This window comes from Nostoc favosum CHAB5714 (genome assembly GCF_020829495.1).
In the GTDB taxonomy this organism is placed as follows: Bacteria; Cyanobacteriota; Cyanobacteriia; order Cyanobacteriales; family Nostocaceae; genus Nostoc; species Nostoc favosum.
Genome location: NZ_JAIVFQ010000017.1, coordinates 51,940 through 67,489, shown reverse-complemented (window position 1 = coordinate 67,489; position 15,550 = coordinate 51,940). Strand labels below are relative to the sequence as shown.

Annotated in this window: 17 protein-coding genes; 10 read left to right on the top strand and 7 right to left on the bottom strand. The window is 41.7% G+C overall.

From position 1 onward, the window contains the following. Positions 1–553: 553 nt before the first annotated feature. The 4 genes from LC586_RS14190 (at position 554) to LC586_RS14175 (ending at position 4,392) form a co-directional block, all read left to right on the top strand. A complete protein-coding gene (locus tag LC586_RS14190) occupies positions 554–1,270 on the top strand; it encodes a class I SAM-dependent methyltransferase (protein WP_229485432.1) in 717 nt (238 codons plus the stop codon). Between the two features lie 587 nt (positions 1,271–1,857). Beyond that, positions 1,858–2,937, top strand: a complete 1,080-nt coding sequence (locus tag LC586_RS14185; RefSeq protein ID WP_229485431.1) for a M4 family metallopeptidase — start codon at positions 1,858–1,860, stop codon at positions 2,935–2,937. A gap of 275 nt (positions 2,938–3,212) precedes the next feature. Continuing rightward, positions 3,213–3,512, top strand: coding sequence for a protealysin inhibitor emfourin (locus tag LC586_RS14180; protein WP_229485430.1), 300 nt, complete (start codon positions 3,213–3,215; stop codon positions 3,510–3,512). 55 nt (positions 3,513–3,567) lie between these two features. After that, positions 3,568–4,392, top strand: a complete 825-nt coding sequence (locus LC586_RS14175) for an alpha/beta fold hydrolase (protein WP_229485429.1) — start codon at positions 3,568–3,570, stop codon at positions 4,390–4,392. A 4-nt stretch (positions 4,393–4,396) separates the two neighbouring features. Here LC586_RS14175 and LC586_RS14170 read toward each other — a convergent pair whose 3' ends face one another. Continuing rightward, a complete protein-coding gene (locus tag LC586_RS14170; RefSeq protein ID WP_229485428.1) occupies positions 4,397–5,866 on the bottom strand; it encodes an amidohydrolase family protein in 1,470 nt (489 codons plus the stop codon). A 117-nt stretch (positions 5,867–5,983) separates the two neighbouring features. On the opposite strand from LC586_RS14170, the gene LC586_RS14165 reads away from it, so the two are divergent. The 3 genes from LC586_RS14165 to LC586_RS14155 all read left to right on the top strand — a co-directional run bounded on the left by LC586_RS14165 (position 5,984) and on the right by LC586_RS14155 (position 8,314). Then, on the top strand, positions 5,984–6,778 hold the full coding sequence (locus LC586_RS14165; RefSeq protein WP_229485478.1) for an aspartyl/asparaginyl beta-hydroxylase domain-containing protein: 795 nt from the start codon (positions 5,984–5,986) through the stop codon (positions 6,776–6,778). Positions 6,779–6,869: 91 nt separating this feature from the next. Beyond that, positions 6,870–7,877, top strand: a complete 1,008-nt coding sequence (locus LC586_RS14160) for a zinc-binding dehydrogenase (RefSeq protein ID WP_229485427.1) — start codon at positions 6,870–6,872, stop codon at positions 7,875–7,877. A 38-nt stretch (positions 7,878–7,915) separates the two neighbouring features. Next, positions 7,916–8,314, top strand: a complete 399-nt coding sequence (locus LC586_RS14155; protein ID WP_229485426.1) for a nuclear transport factor 2 family protein — start codon at positions 7,916–7,918, stop codon at positions 8,312–8,314. A gap of 57 nt (positions 8,315–8,371) precedes the next feature. On the opposite strand, the gene LC586_RS14150 is transcribed toward LC586_RS14155, so the two are convergent. The 4 genes from LC586_RS14150 to LC586_RS14135 form a co-directional block, all read right to left on the bottom strand. Beyond that, a complete protein-coding gene (locus LC586_RS14150) occupies positions 8,372–8,848 on the bottom strand; it encodes a hypothetical protein (protein ID WP_229485425.1) in 477 nt (158 codons plus the stop codon). A gap of 368 nt (positions 8,849–9,216) precedes the next feature. Then, on the bottom strand, positions 9,217–10,032 hold the full coding sequence (locus LC586_RS14145) for a substrate-binding domain-containing protein (protein WP_229485424.1): 816 nt from the start codon (positions 10,030–10,032) through the stop codon (positions 9,217–9,219). A 72-nt stretch (positions 10,033–10,104) separates the two neighbouring features. Next, positions 10,105–10,683: a hormogonium polysaccharide biosynthesis acetyltransferase HpsU gene (gene hpsU / locus LC586_RS14140; protein ID WP_229485423.1), complete on the bottom strand. Its 579-nt coding sequence runs from the start codon at positions 10,681–10,683 to the stop codon at positions 10,105–10,107. Between the two features lie 38 nt (positions 10,684–10,721). Further along, on the bottom strand, positions 10,722–11,654 hold the full coding sequence (locus LC586_RS14135; RefSeq protein WP_229485422.1) for a glycosyltransferase family 2 protein: 933 nt from the start codon (positions 11,652–11,654) through the stop codon (positions 10,722–10,724). Between LC586_RS14135 and LC586_RS14130 the strand changes: the two genes are divergently transcribed. Further along, positions 11,648–11,785 carry a hypothetical protein gene (locus LC586_RS14130; RefSeq protein WP_229485421.1) on the top strand — a complete coding sequence of 46 codons (138 nt, stop codon included), beginning with the start codon at positions 11,648–11,650 and terminating at the stop codon, positions 11,783–11,785. The two genes, LC586_RS14135 and LC586_RS14130, sit on opposite strands and share 7 nt — an antisense overlap. An 81-nt stretch (positions 11,786–11,866) precedes the next feature. On the opposite strand, the gene LC586_RS14125 is transcribed toward LC586_RS14130, so the two are convergent. Both LC586_RS14125 and LC586_RS14120 read right to left on the bottom strand, forming a co-directional pair. Continuing rightward, positions 11,867–12,799 (bottom strand): glycosyltransferase family 2 protein, encoded by a 933-nt coding sequence (locus tag LC586_RS14125; protein ID WP_229485420.1) that lies wholly within the window; start codon positions 12,797–12,799, stop codon positions 11,867–11,869. A gap of 245 nt (positions 12,800–13,044) precedes the next feature. After that, positions 13,045–13,854 (bottom strand): hypothetical protein, encoded by an 810-nt coding sequence (locus tag LC586_RS14120; RefSeq protein ID WP_229485419.1) that lies wholly within the window; start codon positions 13,852–13,854, stop codon positions 13,045–13,047. A 357-nt stretch (positions 13,855–14,211) separates the two neighbouring features. Here LC586_RS14120 and cobU point away from each other — a divergent pair, with 357 nt between their 5' ends. Continuing rightward, complete coding sequence (cobU, locus tag LC586_RS14115) at positions 14,212–14,787, top strand: bifunctional adenosylcobinamide kinase/adenosylcobinamide-phosphate guanylyltransferase (protein WP_229485418.1); 576 nt, start codon at positions 14,212–14,214, stop codon at positions 14,785–14,787. 52 nt (positions 14,788–14,839) lie between these two features. Continuing rightward, on the top strand, positions 14,840–15,274 hold the full coding sequence (locus tag LC586_RS14110) for a hypothetical protein (RefSeq protein ID WP_229485417.1): 435 nt from the start codon (positions 14,840–14,842) through the stop codon (positions 15,272–15,274). The last annotated feature ends 276 nt before the right edge of the window (positions 15,275–15,550 follow it).

Genomic DNA, 15,550 nt, shown 5'->3' with positions numbered 1-15,550 from the left:
GTTACAACTGTTTTAATTCGCAAAATTTCTAACAGATAAAACTGGATAAATAGTTTATCTCCGGGCTTCCATTTAAGATTACAGCCCTGATTAACCTTCAGTTCGCTGTTTTTTAGCATTAGTCTCGAACCTTTTATCGCTAAACTTGCTACACTCTGTTTTACTCAGAATGCCAGTGGACTTTTAGTTTGTTTTAGTTAACTTTCTGTTCAGTATTTAATATACCAACGTCAGTAACTTTTGAAAACCCAAAATTTTCATTTATTAGAGTTACTAATTACACACATCAGTTTAACTCAAGACATGAGCAATTTTATATTTAAAAATCTTAAAAAAGAGTTAAGTTGGCTTTTTCGTTTAAGATTATGAGATTTCAGCCTAAATTAATAGATCACTTGTTGGTAACTAACATAAAATGTGATATATGTATTCTGTCAAAAGTATATTAAGTGAATATTTTTTAATAATAAAAGTTGCTCCTGCTGATGTAGCGTGTACCTCAGTAGTGATGGATGATTAATATTGATTAGTATGTCTATTTGTTCCAATCACCATGCAACAGGTATTTCCCGGAGAGGTATTTGCCAACACTGCTGATTTTGACACTGGTATTCGCCAACTGTTACCAAGATACGATGAAATGTTGGAGGTAATTACCCGTTGTGTGCCTTCCACAAGTCGGCGTATTTTAGAATTAGGTTGCGGTACGGGCGAACTCAGTCTCAAGATACTCAACCGCTTTCCAGATGCCCAAGTAATTGCCTTAGATTACTCACCGCGAATGCTGCAATTTGCCCAAAATAAAATCACAGCAGCAGGATATCAACAACACTGGACTGGTACACAAGCAGATTTTGGCGACTGGGCAGATAATCCAGAGAAGTTTGATATTGGTAGCGAATTTGATGCTTGTGTCTCATCCTTGGCAATTCACCATCTCCAGGACGAGATGAAATTGAAGTTATTTGGGCGAATTGCTGCTAGCCTCACTCAAGACGGCTGTTTTTGGAATGCAGACCCTACTTTACCAGAATCACCAGCCTTAGCAGAAGTTTACAAGGTGGCACGAGAAGAATGGTCACTTCAACAGGGAATTAGTTTGACAGAGATTCGCGCTAAACGTGGCACCAGCACTACCCAAGGTTACTCTAGTCAAGACCAGCTAGCTAGCTTAGATGCTCATTTACAAATGTTGAGCAAAGCTAGATTTAAGACAGTTGCGGTACCTTGGAAGTATTATGGTCTGGCGGTGTTTGGTGGCTGGCTGTGAAAATTTTAGATTTTGGATGCCTGAATTTGGGATTTGCCTGTCTCCAATGGGTATTTATAATATTAACAGCTTGATAGTAACAAAACAGCAATAAATAACATTATTTCCCTTGATCAGAATTAATATATAAACGCATTAGGTCTGTAAAGGAGGTTTTGCTAACTCATATCATGTTCGCATAATTAGTTATGATTCCCATAGTCATTGCACCCCACACGCCAGATGCTCCACGCAGGTGAACCCCAAGACCGCACTGGCTCCCCTTAATCCCCTCCCCGCAAGCAGGAGGGGAGACAAAGCGTAGCTTTGGCGGGGTGGGGTTCTTCAGGTTTAATAAGGAATCAAGCGGACATGATATCACGCAAGGATTTTGGCTGAAACTTGCGGTCATTAAGCTTGCCTTGTGTTTTTATGCAATATTTCCACATCAGAAGTACCCGTGACGGTACTATCCATCCTCCACAGACCTATCCGAAAATACAGAGTAGAAAAATATTTTCAGAAAACAAACCAGGAATAGGCGATTCGGATTCGTTTTTCTGCTCCTTTGTTTGCCAATATTTAATTTTAAAAGGAGACTATCTTGGATGGCTCGAAATAAAAAGAAATCGGCCGGGTTCAAGTCTGAGCATCCACTTAACTCTAGATGCCCTATTTGTTGTATTATCCCGCCCCATATCCTGGAAAATGTCGTTGTAAATGGCAACCCCCAGCAGCGTAGTTGGGCTTTTCATACATTAAATATTTCGGCACAGCTTCGTGGACGGAGAGATGTTGTAGGTAATGTCTCATTTGCACCTTCTCCGGGTGAAAAGCGACGCACTATCTACGATGCAAAATATGGCCAGCAACTTCCTGGTACACTAGTGCGTGGTGAGGGAGATCCTCCCAGCAGTGATGAAGCAGTTAATGAAGCCTACGATGCTGCTGGTGCTACTTATGAATTGTTTTATGAGATATTCGATCGCAATTCCATTGACGACAAAGGACTACGTTTAGACTCCACCGTGCATTATGGCGTTAAATATGACAATGCCTTTTGGAACGGTGACCAAATGGTTTATGGTGATGGCGACGGAGAAATGTTTCAATGCTTCACGAAGTCAATTGATGTTATTGGACATGAGCTAGTTCATGGTATAACCCAGCATGAAGCAGGTTTACAGTATTATGGTGAACCTGGGGCACTGAATGAATCGTTTTCTGATGTCTTCGGTTCCTTAGTGAAACAAAAGAGCAAAAATCAGACTGCACAAGAGGCAGATTGGCTCATTGGCGAAGGTCTTTTAGTAGCGACTGTCAAAGGTGTTGCCCTGCGATCGCTCAAAGCACCGGGAACAGCATACAATGACCCAGTATTGGGTAAAGATCCCCAACCAGGTCACATGAAAGATAAATATACTGGTGTTGAAGATAACGCTGGGGTTCATATCAACTCAGGAATTCCTAACCATGCCTTTTATCTAGCGGCTGTTGAGATTGGTGGTTATGCCTGGGAAACAGTTGGTAAAATATGGTACATAAGTTTACGCGATCGCTTGCGTGCCAAAGCAGATTTTAAAAAAGCTGCCAACGTCACGATTCAAGTTGCTGGCGAACTCTACGGTAATGACAGTCATGAGCAAAAAGCTGTGCAAAACGCTTGGCAAAAGGTAGGAGTTATTTAGAGTTAGGAGTTAGAAGTTAGGAGTTAAGAAAATCACAGTTTCTAACTCCTAATAACACCTAAGTTTTATATCAAATCGTCCAAGTATGTATTGTTTAAGGCACAGAGTAAAGTATTAGAAATAGCCTGTATCAAGCCTTTGTCTAGGTATCTTAATTACGAATTACGAATTAGTACTAGATGTATTACTTGTTATTGCTAAACTACGAGTTGAAAACTATCATCTCCCAGTGTTTGTATTTCTCCGAACTAAGTAGCGCAACAAAGAGCAAAAAAATGCGGATATCCTTTGAACGCACAGGCGGCTTTGCTGGGATTACCAAGAAAACAACCGTTGATACAGACACTCTCCCGCCAAACGAAGCCAGCACACTTCCCCTACTGGTGGAAGCTGCTGGTTTATTTAGGCTACCTGAACACATTACCTCGCCAAATCCCCAGAGCGATCGCTTTCAGTATAAGTTGACAGTAGAAAATAATGGTAAGCAGCATATAGTGACTGTGAGTGAAGCAGCATTGCCAGGAACCTTAAGACCCCTAATTGAATGGTTACAGAACATAGCACAGAAAAGGTAATTTGCTGAAGAAGTTAAATAAAGGCTGATATAAATCCTAAATTTATCAGGGTAGTATGAATAAACCAATCAAGCGAGCTTTTTTAGACACTGAAGATGGACAGATTCTTTATCGGATTGGCGGTGAAGGAGAGCCTTTGTTACTGCTGCATATGAACCCCCGCAGTAGTGACGAATATCGTGAATTAATGTCCATTTTGGTAACAAAGTACCGCGTGATAGCAATGGATCTTATGGGTTTTGGTGAATCTGATAAACCACCAAAATTGTATTCAGTGGCGGACTACGCTAAAACTGTTATTGCCCTGTTGGATGAGTTGAGTATTGAACAAACAAATATTCTGGGTAACCACACGGGCGCTTTCGTTTCTGGAGAAGTAGCCTCAGCTTATCCGGAACGGGTCAATAATTTAATTTTGTGTAACGTTGCTGGTTTTGGTGAAGCTGGAAAAGCAGATTTAATGAAGCGGTTTCAAGAAGGTTTCGTCATTAAAGAGGATGGTTCTCACTTGATGGAAAGATGGTTAGCCCGTTCCAGATATGTAGGTTCTGCTGATTTAAATCATCGTTGGGTTTTAGATGATTTGAAATGCTTTGGCTATCCTTTGTACGCAGTTTGGGCAGTAGGAAATTACTGTATAGATGCCGCCCAAAGGTTTACTTCAATTAAGTGTCCTACACTGATAGTCTGGGGAATTGACGATGTAGAAGAATTCCAAAAATTAGGTTTAGCACTAGCAAAAGACCGATATTTCTTATCACAAGCAATTCCCCATGCTAAGGTTGTGGAGTTTCCAGATGGAACCATTTGCATGATGAACCAAATACCTGAAGAAATATCAAAGGTAATTATAGAGTTTCTGGACAATACAAATGTTTAAAACTCTATGCTCTTTTTAAATAGCGCCCAGTTGGAGAACCCAAAACCTGTCCGTTATTGTAAATCAAATTTCCCCGTAAAAAAGTACTCTTAACCCGCCCGGTTAACTCAACTCCTTCAAAAGGTGTGTAACCTTGTTGTGACTCCGACTCAGCCGCACGTACCACAAAGGTTTCATTAGGGTCTAACAGCACCAAGTCAGCATCATAACCAATAGCAATATCACCTTTTTCTAACAAACCAAAACGCCGCGATGGGTTCCAAGATAGTAACTTAGCCATGTGATTGTAAAACATACCCCGCTTGCTACCTTCACTAAATACACCAGAAAGTAAATATTCTGTACCACCAAAACCAGACTTTGCTAACCAAATATTATCCGAGTCTTTAGCACTTCTTTTCTGTTCAGCAGAACAGCAAGCGTGGTCGCTAACTATCCAATCTACTTGATTGTTGAGTACTGCTTGCCATAAGTATTCCACATCGGCACGGGGACGAATAGGAGGGTTGACTTTTGCCCAAATTGTATTGGGAGTATCGACATCTAATAACAAATGTCCGATAGTAACTTCTCGCCGAAAGTTGATATGAGGAAAAGCAGTTTGCATAGTCAAAGCTGCTTCCATTGCTTTACGCGAACTCAGGTGCAACAAATTGATATTTGCACAGTTAGTCTCATGCGCCAAATAAGAAGCAATGCAAATTGCTAAACCTTCGGAATGAGGTGGACGTGCTGCACTGTAAGCGTGTAATCCGCTAAGAGTATAATCGTTTTCAACTATTTTGGTATAAGCGTTGAGAATTTCTGCAACTTCGCAATGCAAACTCAAGCTGATAGTATCTCGCGCTTCTGGATGCTTTTCCATCAAGCGAGTTAGACCACGCATAATAAATTCAAAATGGGCGAAATCGTACCGTTCCTCTTTATTAATCATTAAAAAGAGGTTTTGCTGGTCTGACAAACCATGCAACCCATAACCGCCATAAAACATGAAGATTTTAAACGAAGAGACACCGTGTTCTTCAAACAATAAAGGTATTTCGTCGATATGCTGGCTAGCTATAGGTGCGATGTGATAGCTGTAATCTACAAAAAAATTACCTGCGGATAACGCCAACACCTCTGGAAAAAAATCGCGGTAGGAGCCGCCTTTGTTAAGATAATACTGCCCTGTACGGATGTAATTTAAGCTGGTAGTCACGCCTCCCATTGCGGCTGCTTTGGTTTCAGTTACAGCATCTTTGTCCAGAGGTTGATAGATACCGATGTGCATGTGGGCATCCACGACCCCAGGAAAGCCTAGCAGATTTTTGCCATCAAATACCTCTTTACCTGTGTCTGCGCTAATATTAGGGGCAATCTGAGCAAATTTTCCATCCTTAATGCCTAAATCGAGTAGTTCGATTACATCCTGATGGGGACGAACTACCCGCACATTTTTGATAATTTTATCTAATACGGCAGTTTCAGACACAGTAGACCTCACACTAAAATGAGTTTAGTCAGGAATTCCAACATCGAATCGGGACGAAGACCAAATCCCATCATTATATAACGGTTTTTTATGAAATCATCTTCAGGAGAAAAGACAATGGAAAGTTTTAATGAGTATCATATAGACCCAAAAAATTTTACTTTTCTCAAAAGTTTTGAAGATAACTGGCAAGTGATTAGAGATGAGTTTACACGCTTTATTAAGAATGCATCTGATGACGAGTTAAAGTTAACTTATGATATTTTTGGCCCTAAAAGTCAAACGATTAAAACCAAGGGTGATGCAAAATACAGTGCTTTTGGGATTTTATTTCAAGGTATGTTTATTGAAAAATATATTCAGACGCATCAAATACAATATCCTGATTATGGGCCAGATGATGCATCAAAAAAAGCACTTATATTAAGAGAGAAATACTTCCCCAATTTGGCTAAAGTAATAGAAAAAGTTAATTTTAGCAATGATGGAATCATCAGAAATGTGTATTTTGGTACATTCCATCCCGGCTTGGATATCAAGCTGCATGTAAACTACAACCCTCACATGAATCGTGGCTATCTAGGATTAATCGTGCCAGAGGGAGATGTGGCTATGAAAATATGCCATGAGCAACTTTATTGGCATGAAGGAAAATTCCTGGTTTTAGATCATAGTTATCCACACTGTCCGCATAATTATACTAATTATGATAGAACTGTCTTGGTTGTAGACTTTTTTAAACCGGATAAACCTAGAGATGAAGTTATCCGATTTGAGAAAGAGCAAGTTACACAACGGATGCAAGATAATCCCTACAGCTTAGGTGTTTTTGGTAAAAGCGATAAAGCTAAAGTAGAAGATTTTATTAAGTATGGTTTAGCTCATCAATTAGAGTGGGATAAAGCTTTATAAGCTTAGTGTAATGCACTTTAGATTGTTGATGGTGCGTTAGCTGAAAGCAGAACGCACACTACATTTATATTTCTTAAATTAATCTAGGTAAATGAACGCAAAAACTTACAAAAAGTTAATAGCAAAGCAACTTAATCAAGATTTTAAATCTGCCATTGAAATTGTCGAAATTCCTATTCCTAAACCTGCGTCTAGTGAACTTTTAATTCAAAACAAATTTGCTGGCGTTAACGGTGGCTTTGACACCTTACTTTGTCGTGGTGATGTTCCCTATGTTAACTTGATTCCTCCTTTTGATTTAGGTGTAGAAGCAGTAGGAAAAGTTGTTGCTGTGGGTGAAAATGTTAAAGATTTTCAAATAGGTGATGCTGTAATAACTACGGCGCGTGGTGGCGGTTATCGAGAATATCAGCTTATCGATGCAAACTTAGCCCTGAAGGTGCGGGAAGCAACGCCAGAGGTGCTAACACTAATACCTACAGGTGTATCAGCTTTGGTTGCATTGGAACAAGTAGGAGAGATGAAAAGTAATGAAGTGGTTTTAGTGACAGCAGCAGCAGGAGGAACCGGTCATATTGCGGTGCAATTGGCTAAATTAGCTGGTAATCATGTCATTGGTACTTGTAGTTCTGAGGCTAAGGCAGATTTACTAAAGGAATTAGGGTGCGATCGCATCATCAACTATCGCACAGAAAACCTCAATCAAGTCCTCAAACAAGAATACCCCAATGGGATTAATCTAATTTTTGAGTGTGTAGGCAAAGCAGTATTTGATACTTGCGTTGAAAACTTGGCAGTGCGCGGACGTTTAGTAGTGGTTGGTTTTATTTCCGAATACGCAAATCATGTAGAGCAAATTACACAATCACGCATTTATCACCAGTTATTTTGGAAAGCTGCTTCTGTAAGAGGCTTTCTCATGCCTCATTATAAAGAATATATGGTAGAGGCACGCGATCGCATTTTTTACCTGTTCTACACAGACAAACTCAAAGTTGCCATTGATCCAAGACAGTTTCAAGGCATAGAATCTGTACCCGACGCTGTAGAACATCTCCTCAGTGGCCAGAATTGTGGCAAAGTAGTTGTGAGATTTTAAGTAACACGGTATTAGTTTATATCCAGTCGGGGGTGAAAATGACGCAAGATTCAGAAAATACTTTAAAAGTTGCTCAACAGGCATTTGATAATCTGACGCATGGGATGGCAACAGGAGAGTGGGAACCGTTGTTAGATATGCTCACAGAAGATTTTACCCTTTGGTTTCCAATGGGAAAATTCCACGGTTTGAATGTGGGAAAAGAGCGAGCTAGAGAATTTTTCCAGTACGTTTCTGAATCATTCAGTCCTGGTTTGAACCTGACTAGTCTAGACCGTGTTACTAGCAGTGAAACGACAGCTGTCTTTGAGTTTCGGGATGAGGGGCTTTTGTTTGGACAGCCTTACAAAAATCGGGTAGCAGTTTCTTTTGATGTACGTGGAGACAAAATTTGTGGCTATAGGGAATACTTTGGCAGCGATGGTAAATCGTATTAAATAATTCGTAATTCGTAATTCGTAATTACGAATTACGAATTATTTGATACACTCTTCTTAGTTACTCTCAGGGTTGAGTTCGCTGATTTCTCTGCATTTAGCCTCTGCGGCTTGATATGCTGCCAAGTAGTCTTGGCCACCTAACATGACATCACCGTAATATTCATAAGGTGGATCGCCATAGATTGGCAATGGATCATCTTCTGGATAATCTTCTTTCGATTCTTCAATGATGGCTTTCAGTTTTTTAACGGTCAGCCTTTGTGCTGCAAAATACCAGAGTTCTTGGGGATTTTTGTTTAGGTGCGGTAATGTGGGATCGACAATACGGACATCGGAAGCGTCGCCAATCTCAATCCAACCGTGTTCAATCGGTCTGTATGGTTTCCCTGCAAAAGCTAAAAATCCCTGAATATATCTTGCTCCCTCAGTGGATAATGCTGCTTTGTAAGCATTATCAAACGGAGTGCTAGCTCTGCTGTTTATACTTTCAGCAATTTTGATTGACAGCGTTTCATCCAATAGTTTGTTCATCAATAGCAAGGATTAGAGCAGCCATGAAAATATACTATCATTGCTACTTACCGTCTTGCTTGAGGAGACTTTAATTTTATGTTTATCTATAAAATCACGGGTTTTTCGGGGGATCAAGTTTTATCCGAGTCACCTTTGGACGACAGGGACTTCCCCAACGAACCTGGACAGAAGGCATATTAGTAAAAACAGTAATACGAGCGCCAAAATGGGGCTTTAGAGTTCCTTCCTTTTTATTAGGAGGGATCAGGTTTTCAGGCTTGAGTGGGTAAATCATACTTAAATTCAGCAATGCCGTCGATAGCTGTTAAAGTCTGCAAGCAGAATTAACAGCTATTGTCCGACAGGCTGCTAGGTCAATTTATAACCTAATTGCAAGGAGAAGGGCCTAAAACAGTATTTACGCAAGTATTCACAACACCTGTAGACACAGTTTTAATGGGAGCGGGAAGAGGGGCATATCCTAGAGATGTAAGGAAAGTATCCGCAGCTGATCCCAAAGCCAAGGTGTTCAAGGTTTTAATACCATTTATTATGGTAGCATCTGAGTATATGTCATAAAACAGGAAATAAGTTGCTGTGGAAATAGGATAAGCATTTGGACGGGTTGGATCGTTCAAATTATCGATTCTAATCAGCCTGTTAGTGGGATTAGTACCGTATTTGACGACAGTTCCACCTAGAAGAGCGTCTGTAATTGCGTCTGTTGAAGGAGCAGTGTAATTACCTGCCTTGTTACGTAAAAGTGCGGCAGGTAGGTTATTAGCTAAACGGGTAGCACTATCCACATAACCAATTGCACCAGGAGTAGTTGCGATCGCACTGGCTACACCACCACCACCAGTAGCACCAATGAAAGTACTTGGCCAACTAACAGTTGTACCCACTCCTCTATTCCATACATTAGCTGCTGGAATACCTGGAGTCGCAGCAGGCTTACATGCAGTATTGAGATGACTGGTTACTACAAAAGTGCTACCACTTGAGTCACTACGACGTACAACTTTGATGGGTAGATTAAGTGCTATTTGGCGGCCGTTATCTGCACTAATGCTGGCATTATTCCAATTTGTGATGCTACCGTTCAAAATCCCACAGTAACTAGCTCGTGAAAGCTTAATTCCACCTGCTGGTACAGTAAGACCACTAGCGTTATAAGCTAATGTGATTCCAACACCTACCACATTTAGTAAAGTTTTCAGCCAAGCGCGGAACTTTCTGTACGATCGCTTATTTACCCCCGCAACGCACTCAAATCACGGGTTTGTGGGGGGATCAAGTTTTATCCGAACCGTCTTGGGACGACAGGGGCTTCCCCAACAAATTTGCCCAGAAGGCATGTTAGTAAAAACACTACTACGAGCGCCAATCACAGCATTTGCGCCGATTTGCACTCCCGGCCCAACAAAACAATCTGTTGCTACCCATGCACCATTCTCAATGGTGATACTTGCTGTTTTCAACCCAAAGGCTGGGTCTTGGATATCATGACTACCAGTACACAGGTAGCTTTTTTGCGAAATTACACAGTGTTCACCGATGCTGATCTGATCGAGGCTATATAAAACTACGTTATCTCCAATCCAACTGTGGTTGCCGATGGTAACTTTCCAAGGGTAGGTGAAGCGGGCGGTGGGCCTAATTAATACGCCTTTACCGATACGAGCGCCAAATAATCGTAGCAAAGCACAACGCAGAATATTTAACGGTTGAGGAGTCAGGGGAAAGGCGATCGCTTGTACAAGCCACCATAATAAAATATACCAAGCTGGACGTCCCCGATCAAACCAAGATTGGTCATATTTGCGTAAATCTACGAAAGGGTCATTAGTCATTAGTCATTAGTCATTAGTCATTAGTTATTAGTTATTAGTTAGGAGTCAATAGTCAATAGCTCTCCCTCTGCTCCTTCTTTCGGGGTAGTTGCAGTATTTAAGTGACCACCACAGTTGCGTAATTCGTAGAGTTTAACGCCAATTTGATATTCATATTGACTCAGCAAGCGTGCATAGATATATCCGGCTTTGCCATCCAAAAAACCGCGTTGAATAATATAAAATAAAACAAATCGTAAAATGGGTTTAAATGGCAGATGTACCCACACTTTTTTCAAAAAGCGCTTGCGTTGCACTGCATCACCAAATAGATTCGCGCCGATAGTGCCGCTATCATCTTTACCTGTGAGAATATTAAAATAAACGCTGGCTTCCCAGTTTGAATAGCGGTTGTGTCGTTCTAACCAGTGATAAAGGTCGCGGAAGTCCTCGTGGAGCATATCATTTTTGAGATACCCAACTTTGCCCTGCAAAATCACATGTTCGTGAACTTCGTTATCACCAGTATTGGGAATATCTTCTGTATGTAGGTTTTCGTAACGACCTTTTTTATGTTGAAATAAACGTAGATTCCAATCGGGATATTTTCCACCATAACGAATCCATTTTCCTAAGAAAAATACGCGGCGGTTGAGATAATAACCTGTATATTCCTTGTTTTGAATTGCTTGGTCAATTTCTTCCCACAGTTCGGGAGGGATGCGCTCATCGCAATCTACAATTAGCACCCATTCGTTACGAAAAGGTAGATTATCTAAAGACCAATTTTTCTTTTTAGGCCAGCGTCCATTGAAGTTGAATTGTACGACATTTACACCGTGACTTTTAGCAATTTCAATGCTGTTATCAGTACTTTGAGAATCTACTACAAATATTTCATCTGCTCTGCTGAGGCTAGCAAGGCAAGCAGGCAAGTTGGCTTGTTCGTTTTTTGCCGGAATTAATACAGAAACTGGTATTTTTGATGACATATATTTGGGAGTTAGGAGTTAGGAGAGACGCGATTAATCGCGTCTGTACAAGAGACGCGATTAATCGCGTCTGTACAAGAGACGCGATTAATCGCGTCTGTACAAGAGACGCGATTAATCGCGTCTGTTAGAATGGACTTGAATATGATTGCGGATTGTATTCTCAAGAGAAAAGCATTCTGAATTCTGAATTCTAAATTCTCCATTCTTCTTTATTTCTTATTTGATGGGGATAAAAGACCTTGAATAGCAGCATTTAAGTAACCAATCTGACCGTAAGCATATACAAGTTTGTCAAACCGTTCTGCTGGATCAGAAAAATATTGCAATGCCTTATACAAGCCGCGCACAAACCGTTCGCCACCTCGCTGCAATTGAGCGATTCCAGCTTTACCAGCGAGTTGTTCTCGATAGCATTCACTGATACCTTGCCACCAGCCCCGGTTTAAAAACCAGGAGCGTTGGAGGCGTTCTGGGGCAACATGATGAGCAACCAGCGCTTCGGGAAGATAAGCAACTTGCCAATTACGCTGTAGGGCAAATTCGGTCATTTGCAGTTCTTCATTTGATAATAGATTTTTCCCCACTCGACCGAGATGAGGATCAAAACCGCCAATTTCTTCTAGGAAACTGCGGCGGATGGAGTAATTTAAGCCTCTGGGTGTTAAGCCAGATTGCTCGATGTAGATGATACTGTCACCCAAATCGTATGCACCCAAATTTGCAGCTAGCCCTGGAGATAGCCACCGTGGTTGCTCGATTCCTTGGGGCCAGATGAGAGTGACTTTGCCACCTGCGATCGCTAGTTTAGAATTATTGTAATAGGCAAAATATAAAACTTGTAGCCAGCCCTTGCTCGCAACGGCATCGTCATCTAAATAAGCAAGAATATCACCACTAGCTACTTTTGCACCTGTGTTACGGGCGACAGACAAACCAATGGTGGGTTCAAATACATACTTCAGGCGCGGATTGTGGGCCCTTTGTTCTACAACCTCACGAGTGCGATCGCTAGATCCATTATCAACTACCACAATTTCAAAGTCAGCAGCAAAATCCTGCGCTAAAAGACTATCAATTGCAGCCCCTAAATAGGTATCTCGATTGTGGGTACAGATAATGGCAGAGATTTGGGTGTCTGGCATAGATTTTATTTTGGATTTGAGATTTGGGACTTTCCTGCGGAACGCTACGCGTAGCTTGCTTCCCCGGAGGGGTACGGCTTGGCTCAGTCCTTCCCTGCGGGACGCTACGCGAACGACTTCGCTCAGGAACCATCGAACGATTTTAGATTAAAATCTTAAATCCAACGCACACCTGCTGAGAGTTAATCTAAACTAAAAATTACCGACCCACCAACCGAGTTTCTTTGAAAATAATCTTTAAAACTTTACGTTTGTTGAATATGACTGTGTAAAACTACAAGTGTTTGGGCCAGTTGACTCAAACGGGTTTCCAAAGATTGCTTGCGCCCTAACAGTTGACGTAACTTTTGGTAACGGGCGATCGCCATGCTAACATTGGGAACCTGATCTGCTGGACATGGACGCGACCAGACTTTACCAGTATCGTCTACACCACAGAGACGGTAGCCAGTAATAGATGATTGATAAGATACTTTCCCACCAGTGGCGCAAATTTCTTCTACGTAGTTCATCAGGCGGTCAACTTCTGCATGGCGTAATGTTGCAGTTCCTCCTGATTCTGGTTCCTTAGGATTGGATTCTAACCAGCCATTGACAATTGGCCCTTCTAAGTAAATATCCTGAATTTGCTTCAAAATATTTTGCAGCTCTATTTGCCAACCGGCGACAGTTTCCTGAATTTCTTGCAATAGATTCATCGCCAATGCTGGATTTGCTCCGTGGCGATGGCTACTAAAGGTCGGAGTTTTCAACTTGGGTAGGCTGGGTGTTTTGCTCCCATTCTCTTCTGCTTGAAAGGTCTGAACAGAGTCATGGTGAGGAAAGAAATTTTGTTCAGAAGGATAATCACTCTCAGTATCTTTGCCCAAGTCAACTGTTTGTTCTTCCTGAGAAGATGGAGTTTGTGTACTTTCTGTGGGTTCGTTGGCTCCGACACTGATTCTAAAGGAGAAAGGCCGTTTTGTCGTCGAATCACCAGCTTCGGCGGCAGAGGCAGTGCCGCGATTCCCTAAATCGTGTAGAGTTGCTTCTATGCGTTTTAAGCCTGCGTTCATAAAGACATCCTAAAGTTTGCTGTCCCCAATGGTGTTGAATAATTAAGAATGGGGTTGTTGGGATTTTCGGCTTTTGCCAATTGTGACATCAATCTAATTCGTAATTCATAATGGGCTACGCCCCGCTACGCTAACGTAATTCGTAATTAAAAAGGGGTTTTACCCGATTAATGACGGTAGTCCCGTTTGCGATGGGGTTTCATCACGACTGGAAACAGAATTATAAATTTTGAATGATGCTGGTGCTAATTTTATCCCTTAAAAGTTATTTGAAACTAAAAATTTTGCCGATAAAGTAAAAAACTGCGGTGATAAATTGCAATCGTAGGCATATTGTTAAAATATTAGGAAACAACTTTGGGTAAAATCATCTTAGTAACAGGGCCAGCACGATCTGGTAAAAGTGAATGGGCGGAAACTCTGGCCATGCAGTCAGGAAAAGCAGTTGTTTACGTAGCAACAGCCACCGATAACCCAGATGACCAAGAATGGCATCAACGCATTTTAGAACACCAACAACGTCGCCCCCAAGACTGGGTAACTCTATCTGTACCTGTGGAACTGTCTGCTACCCTCGCCGATGCCAAACCCTATACCTGTCTTTTAGTTGATTCTTTAGGAACTTGGGTTGCTAATCTCTTAGAAGAGGAAGAATCTAGCTGGGAAAGCATCGTTGCAGAGTTATTAGAGACAGTGGATCTGGTTGCTGCTGATATAGTGTTTGTAGCAGAAGAGGTAGGTTGGGGTGTGATACCAGCTTATCCCCTTGGGAGGGCGTTCCGCGATCGCTTGGGTTCTTTAGTGCGCCAGCTAGGTGTACTCAGCAATACTGTTTATTTAGTTACTGGTGGTCATGTTCTCAATCTCAGCATCCTTGGTTACCCATTGCCAAATAGAGGGGATTCTGGAACATTCAGGGGTCAAGATTCTTAACTATTGATTCAAATTAATCCAAAATCTAAAATCTAAAATCTAAAATTGTAATATGGCAACCAAACAAGAAGTTAGAGGATACCTTGCCTACTGGTTTCAGTTGGGTAAGAAAGTGATTACGAGCAACGGTAAGGCAAGCTTTTTGCCCCAAGACGCTCGCGGACTCGCTAACGCTCCGCTATCGGTGCTAAATGGCGATCGCTATAGTGAAGAATTTGAAGAATGCTGGCAAAAAATTCTCTCACCGGAATCGGGTGATTGTTACCTAGAGGGTACACATGAAACCATTGCTGAACTTTTGACACCAGCCTGGGAGATGCTACCTTGCAGCCGTTGCAGTATGCCAGTAGCCGCGCGAAACGTCGGGATGCCGGCGTTGTTATGCCCGTGCAATGATTTACCTAACTGGCCTAATACCGAATTACCAGCACCGCGAGAGCCAATTAAGACTCAAGATCAACTCAAAACAATTCGCGATCGCTTGTAGATAATATTGCATAAACAACTTCTTTATTTCCAAGACTTACGCAAAAAGGCAGTGAAAGCCTTGATTTACCGTAAGGGCAATTCATGTAGACGCAAAGCGGTGAGGGGGTCGCAGTCTTGGCGGTTCCCGTCGTTAGCGCAGCGTTAGCGAGTCTTCGAGCGTCTTGCGAACCCCCGAACCCGGAGGGCTTCCCGCAGGGTATTGCCCCTACATTTCGTACTTGATGCGTAACTCCTAATTTCTTTGCGTCCTTATTTATATGGTTTAACGCGTCTT